The sequence below is a fragment of the uncultured Leptotrichia sp. genome, from assembly GCF_938036635.1.
In the GTDB taxonomy this organism is placed as follows: Bacteria; Fusobacteriota; Fusobacteriia; order Fusobacteriales; family Leptotrichiaceae; genus Leptotrichia; species Leptotrichia hongkongensis.
Map to the genome: position 1 here is coordinate 1 of NZ_CALHQO010000319.1, position 6752 is coordinate 6752.

The 6752-nt window shown below is 27.6% G+C and carries 5 protein-coding genes and 1 pseudogene; all 6 read right to left on the reverse strand.

Translation table 11 applies throughout. The features are described from left to right. Positions 1-131: 131 nt before the first annotated feature. Positions 132-1190 (reverse strand): multifunctional transcriptional regulator/nicotinamide-nucleotide adenylyltransferase/ribosylnicotinamide kinase NadR, encoded by a 1059-nt coding sequence (nadR, locus tag Q0370_RS06340; RefSeq protein WP_299573577.1) that lies wholly within the window; start codon positions 1188-1190, stop codon positions 132-134. A 120-nt stretch (positions 1191-1310) separates the two neighbouring features. Then, the gene (locus tag Q0370_RS06345) at positions 1311-2753 is read right to left on the reverse strand and encodes a DNA recombination protein RmuC (protein WP_299573580.1); all 1443 of its coding nucleotides are present in this window, start codon (positions 2751-2753) and stop codon (positions 1311-1313) included. 38 nt (positions 2754-2791) lie between these two features. After that, entirely contained in the window at positions 2792-3478 is a 687-nt protein-coding gene (locus Q0370_RS06350; protein ID WP_299573588.1) for a hypothetical protein, read from the reverse strand. Positions 3479-3550: 72 nt separating this feature from the next. Further along, positions 3551-4344, reverse strand: a pseudogene (locus tag Q0370_RS06355) (YihY/virulence factor BrkB family protein); the annotation flags it as partial. 35 nt (positions 4345-4379) lie between these two features. Next, a complete protein-coding gene (thiI, locus tag Q0370_RS06360; protein WP_299573583.1) occupies positions 4380-5570 on the reverse strand; it encodes a tRNA uracil 4-sulfurtransferase ThiI in 1191 nt (396 codons plus the stop codon). Between the two features lie 33 nt (positions 5571-5603). After that, on the reverse strand, positions 5604-6752 hold a 1149-nt coding region (locus Q0370_RS06365; RefSeq protein WP_299573585.1), incomplete at its 5' end, for a cysteine desulfurase family protein.

The following is a 6752-nucleotide window of genomic DNA, read 5'->3' on the forward strand; positions in this document are numbered from 1 at the left end:
CTCCCCTTTGTCAACTACTTTTTTCCATTTTTTTAAAGTTTTTTTATATTTTTATTCGTAAATCATTTTTTAGCTCTTAGAAAGCACTTGTTATTTCTTAGTTTTAATGATATTATTCCAATAAATTATTTTTAATTTATTTCGAGATATTTATTTATTATTTCAATACTCTTTATATAATTTTCTGTAAGACTTTTATTGTTTTTATAAAACAATTTTATGAATTTCTGATTATTTTTTTTTAGTAAGTGTTGTAATATATTATCAAATTCAGGTTTTTCATTTTTCGAATTTATTTCTTTTTCAATATATATTAGTATATCAAAGCTGCTGTGTTTAATTAAATCTTCTATTACTAGATTTTTTTGATAATTTTGAATTATTGAAAAAGTCTGCAAAGAGGAAAATTCAGTATCTATGAAAGTTAGTTTGTCAGCATTTTTAACAGATTCCAATATTCTTCTGTTATGTTCATAAGCAATATTGCTATAATCAGAATATTGTATATTTTCTGTATGATTCTGTAATTCTTCTTTTATATACTCTTTTCTATATTCTTTTACGTAAGTTGTGTTGTAGTAATTGGATAATTTATGAGCCAAATTAGTTTTTCCAGAGTGTTCTGAACCGATTATTGCTACTTTTAAGACAAAAAACTCTCTTACATATTTTGGAATAAAAAACCAGTTTTTATATGGATTTTTTCTTATTTCTGTTGCACTGATATGAAAATTATTTCTATTTATGTCTATTAATTGAATTTTCAAATTTTTATTAAAAGTTTTTTCGAAATTTGGTAATGTTAAAAAATTATTTTTATAATTTTCTACATCTTGAGTTTCATTTGTAAAAATTACATCCACTTTAATTTTATTTTTTAAAAGTGCTTCCTGTACCCTTTCACTCCATAGTTTCCATCCATTTGGATAAAAAGGAATTCCATCTTCTGCAAGATGTATTATTTTTATGTTTTTCTGATGTTTAAAAGTTTTCTCTACAAATCTGATTCTATCTTTTATGGTCGGCATTTTCTTCATTTTTGATTCTTCATATAATTTTTTGTCCCTATCATCATCTGTACATACGACAACATATAAATTTTCTACGTAACCACTGGCTATTTGAATGAAATTAACATGTCCAGTATGCAATGGATAAAATTTTCCAAATATTATTCCATTTTTTTGCATTGTTTATTCTTTCTCCTTTTTATACTAATACTTTTTTCCATTTTAATTGTAGTAGAAATTGTATAAAACTATTTTTTATAAAATTTAGCATAACTTTTTTGTTAAATTTATCAGATTCATTTATTCTTCAATTTCTAAAATCTTAAAACTTTCTGCATTGTTATTTCCTATTTTTTCTTCAAATTTTGCATTTGAAATTTCTACAAATCTTTTGCTTATTTTATTTGAAGTTGTGTTTATTTCTTTTACATCTTTGGAAACTTTTTCAATATCCTTTTGCAAATTATCCCAACGTGTACGGTATCTTGTAAATTCAACATTCAATTTTTCCAATTCTTGCTGAATTATGTTTGCATATTTGTCACGTTCCAAATTTGTCATTGTAACCTGAATTACTGTCAATACTGAAATTAATGTTGTTGGTGAAGCTATTCGTACATTTTTCTTGTAAGCATATTCAATTATGTCTGTATGATAAGCATTTATTTCAGCAAAAATTGCTTCAGCCGGAAGAAATAATATTGCTTGTTCACTTGTTTCATTTTTTATTATATATTTTGAAGAAATCGCATCTATATGTTTTTTCAAGTCACTCACAAAATCTTTTCTAGCATTTTCTCTTTCAATCTGAGATAATTCATTATTATACATTTTTCTGTAATTTTCTAATGGGAATTTTGAGTCAACTGCGATGTTGCCAAGGGGTTCTGGAGTAAAAATAATTGAATCAACAATTGTTCCATTTGAAAGTTTATATTGTTTTTGATAAAGTTTATCATTTTTTTCTCCAAAAACTGAAGATAATATTTGATAAAGTTGAATTTCTCCGAAAATCCCACGGCTTTTTTTATCTGTTAAAATATCCTGAAGTGAAACAACATTACTTGATAATGCCTCTATCTTTTTTTGTGCTTCATCAATTTTACTTAATCTTTCCAGCACATTTCCAAAAGTTTTTGTAGTTTCTTCAAACCCTTTCGACAGGCGCTCTTCTACCTTTGTATTCATTAAATCAAGTCTGCTTTCAACTTTATGACTTAATTTTTCAAAATTTTCATTTATATTTTTATTAAGTCCATCCTTAAATTCATTTATATTTTTAGTCAAATGCTGATTATTTTCAGTCATAACACCTGTCAAGGCTGTATTATTTTCATTTAATCTGACAGACAGTTTTTGAATATTATTATTCATACTTGTAGTCAAAAGCTGTGTATTTTCGGTATGATTCTTAGATAAAAGCTGATTATTGGTATTCATCGTGGTATTTATATTCTGTCCAAGCTCATTAAATCTTAAAAGAAGTTTTTCATTATTTTCAGATAATACATTTCCTAAATTGCTTATTCCTTCGAGTAAATTATTTTTTGTATTAAGATTTATTGATTTTTCAATTTCATCAAATTTTTTCTTATTTTCCTCAAAATTTTCCTTATTATTTTCATTTATTTGATTTATTATCATTTTTTCCGTATTTTTATTATTTTTTCTATTGAGATAAATAATTATTGCGGCTACTGAAATAATATTTATAATCGTCATTACTAGTACTATTACTATCATTTCTAAGTCTCCTTTTCAGTTGCATAATTTTTTATTTGCTAAAAGAATTTCCAAGTTCCATCTTCATATCTGGCTTTTTTCTGTGTATTTGCAGAATTTTCTACATCTGTTGTAGTTGGCTGTACTTCAGATTCACGATTAATTTTTTCTTTTCTTATTATTTTAGGAGAATCTTTTACTTGTGAATTTTCATTTTTTTGTTTTGATTGTTTTGAAATTTGAAAATCTATTGTCAATTCTTCTGATTTCCTTGAATTCATAGAAGTTTCTGAGTCATCAAAATTTTTTTCTTCTGATTCCTCTTGTTCGTTTGAAATTTCATCTTCAGAACTCTCAATTTTTTTCATTGCCAGTTTTTCTCTTATCTTTTCTAGAAGTTTTTGATCCTCCTCATTCAAGTTACTAAAAATATTTTCATAATGTTCAATATTTTTTGTATCAAATTTTTTCATAAATTCTCTGATTGTAATAGTTTCAGGGCTATATGCAACTTGATATTGGCTATCTGAATTTTTATCATAGAACACTTCATTTATAAATCCCATTTTTTCAAGATCAGACAGCACTTCTTTCACAAAAAATACTTCCATACCTAGTCTATCTGTTAATTTCTGATATGTAAATGCTTCCTTTTTTTCCACAAAATTCTTAATTATTAATGATAGAATTAGAATTCCCGCTTCTCTTTTTACCTTTATCGGCATTTCAATTTTTTCATTATACAAAAACTCATCAGAAGTCTGAATTGAAAATGCTATTTGTGCTCCTAATAAAATTGTTACCCAGACATATTGTACCCAAATTAGAAAAATTGGAATTAATGCAAGGCTTCCATAAATTATATTATATTTTGTAATTGAAGATTGTAATAGTAAAAATAACAGTTTCCATCCAAAAGTAAGCGCTGTTGTTACAACTCCAGCAAAAACAGCTGGTTTTATTTTTACATTTTCGGAATTATATAAAATAGATAACTAAACAGAATAATATATGTCACAGGCCCGAAAAGTCCAATAAACAAATTAAGTAATACACCATTACTTGGAAAATGTTTTACCATTTCCTCGACTACAAACGAATTTAATGCCGACAATAACACAAAAAATATTGGACCTAAAAATATAATCGCAATATAGTCAATAACTCTTCTTGTTATAGATCTTTTTTTGTTAATTTTCCATATCTTATTAAATGAATTTTCCAACATTATCAAAACTTTTACTGCGGAATAAATCAGAATTACAATTCCTACACCTGTTAATATACTGCTTTCTGTCGATAACAAAAGTCTTTGTGCTATATCTACAATTATTTTTAAAAAACTGTTGTTTCCTGGCCATAATTCAAAAAATTTCTGTATAAATATCTTATCTAGCCCAAATCCTTTTGTAATTCCTAAAACTAGGGCAACTACAGGAAAAATTGCTAAAAGTGAGTAGTAAGTAAGGGAAATTGCAAGTATTTGTGTTTCTCCATCTCGATAATTTCTATAAATTAAATAAATTATCCTTTTTATTTCCTCAATTCTTTTCTTAAATCCACTTTCTACTGCTTCTTTTTTTTGTTTTTTCAACTCTTTTTTTTCATCCATAAAATTTCTCCATTATTATTTTTTAAAATTTATTTTTACCCAAAATTAAAATACTCACGTTCTTCAAAAATTTCATTCATAATTTCATCATAATTTTCAATTTTTGCCTCTTCTTCCAGCACATCTTCCAGCTTTGGATTTGTAACTGGATGCTTTGGTGCAAAAATTACACATGAATCTTCATACGGTTCAATAGATTTTTCATAAGTTTCTATTTCCTTTGCAATTTCAATTATTTCTGTCTTGTCCATTCCGATAAGAGGCCTAAATACCGGCAATTTTTCTACAGAAGCATTTGTACATGTAAGCCCTCCCATTGTTTGAGATGCCACTTGTCCAAGACTTTCTCCTGTAATTAAAGCTTGGTATTGCATAGTATTCGACAATCTTTCAGCTAGACGCATCATAGCACGTCTTGTCAGAATTGTTGCTAAATCTTTTTTTGTCTGAGTATTTATTGCTTCCTGAATTTTTAGTATATTTAATGAATAAAGTCTTGTTTTTCCAACATAAAGTGATAAAATATCAGTTAACTCCTTTACTTTTTCAAGAGCTTGCTGACTTGTAAATGGGAAACTGTGGAATGTAATAAAGTTCAGACGCATCCCTCTTTTTGCCATCATAAACGAAGCAACTGGGCTATCTATTCCACCAGATAACAGAACAAGCCCCTTTCCTGTCGATCCAAGAGGAAGTCCTCCATAAGTTTTTATTCTATCTGTGTAGATATAAACATTTTTTCTAATATCTACATTTATCATAACATCTGGATCTTTCATTTTAACTTTTTCAAACGGACTGTTTACAAGTACATGTCCTCCAAGTTCACGTGCATAATCCATAGATTTTTTTTCAAATCCTTTATTACTTCGATTGACTGTTATTTTAAAAGTTCTAGCTCCATTTTCATAAGCATAATTTGCAAATTCTAGCACTTTTTCCTTTATAACTTCATCATTTCTTTCAACTTTTGCTGACTGATTAAGTCCGACTATTCCAAAAACTTTTTTTAACTTGTCTGTTACTTCATCTAGATTTTGAGGATTTATTAAAACATATAATTTTGACAAATCGTCAAAAAGCTGATAATCAAATCCCTTTAACACTTTATTGACTTTATTTCGTAATTTTTTTTCGAATTGTCCCCTGTTTTTCCCTTTCAGTGACAATTCTCCATAAGAAAGACCTATTGCGTCTAATAAATTTTTATTAGTATAATTTTTCATTTTTTCCCTTTCTAAATATTATTAAAAAAAATTTTATCTCATTTTTCTAATTCTTTCCACACTTTCCTTTAGCCTTTTGACAACTTCAGCAATCTGTTCTTCAGTATTATCTTTTGAAAAACTAAATCTTATCGCTCCATCCAGTTCAGATTGATTAAGCCCCATAACTTCAAGTATTCTGCTATTTCCTTTTTTTGATGAACAAGCCGAGCCTGTAGAAACATAAATTTGATACATTCCCAGAAAATGTGTCAATACTTCGGCTTTTGTTCCCTTAAAAGAAATATTCAAAACTTTTGGACTTGATTTTTCAGGATTAAGTGATGAATTAAGCTTAATATCATTAATCTCTTCACAAATCCTGTCTGCAAGTAATTTCTTTATCTTTTGGGAATGCTCCATTTCTAGTTTATCTTCCCTTGATAAAATTTCTACAGCTTTTGTAAAGGCAAGAATAAGTTCCGTAGGCATTGTTCTTTTTACAATTCCATTTTCAGCATTTGAACCGTAAATTATATTTGCAATTTTAACACGTTTGTTTATATAGATGGCTCCAATTCCCTTTGGTGCATGAATTTTATGTCCACTTATTGTTATTGCATCTACAGGAAATTTATCAAATTTTATATTTGTACATCCAAGACCTTGCACAAAATCAGTGTGAAAATACGTGTCTTTATTTTTTGATTGAATAATTTTCGAAATTTTTTCTAAATCCTGAATTGCTCCAGTTTCACTATTTACTGCTCCTACAGATACAATCAATGTATCTTCACGAATTGCATCTTGAAGCTGCTCCAAATTTACATATCCATCTCTATCAACATCTAGATAATCAACTTCAAAACCAGCATTTTCATAATGCCTAAATACTTCATAGACAGATGGATGCTCAATCTTTGTCGTAATCAGATGCTTTTTTATACGGGAATTTGCATTGATAACCCCTTGCAGCAAAAGATTATTTCCATCTCCGCCTCCTGCTGTAAAATAAATTCTGTCAGCCTCCACTTTTAGATAATCAGCCACAATTTTTCTAGCCTTTTTTATTTTCAAAAGAATTTTATGAGAAAAATCATGAATCGCATCAGCATTCGCATAATTTTCCTCCATTGTCTGAACTAGCACATCTATAACTTCTTTATACGGCTTTGTGCTAGCAGAATTATCTAAATAAATCAT

Excerpts from the sequence above, each read along its gene's own strand:
- nadR (WP_299573577.1), bottom strand. The coding sequence starts at position 1,190 with ATGCAAAAAAATGGAATAATATTTGGAAAATTTTATCCATTGCATACT.
- Q0370_RS06345 (WP_299573580.1), bottom strand. The coding sequence starts at position 2,753 with ATGATAGTAATAGTACTAGTAATGACGATTATAAATATTATTTCAGTA.
- thiI (WP_299573583.1), bottom strand. The coding sequence starts at position 5,570 with ATGAAAAATTATACTAATAAAAATTTATTAGACGCAATAGGTCTTTCT.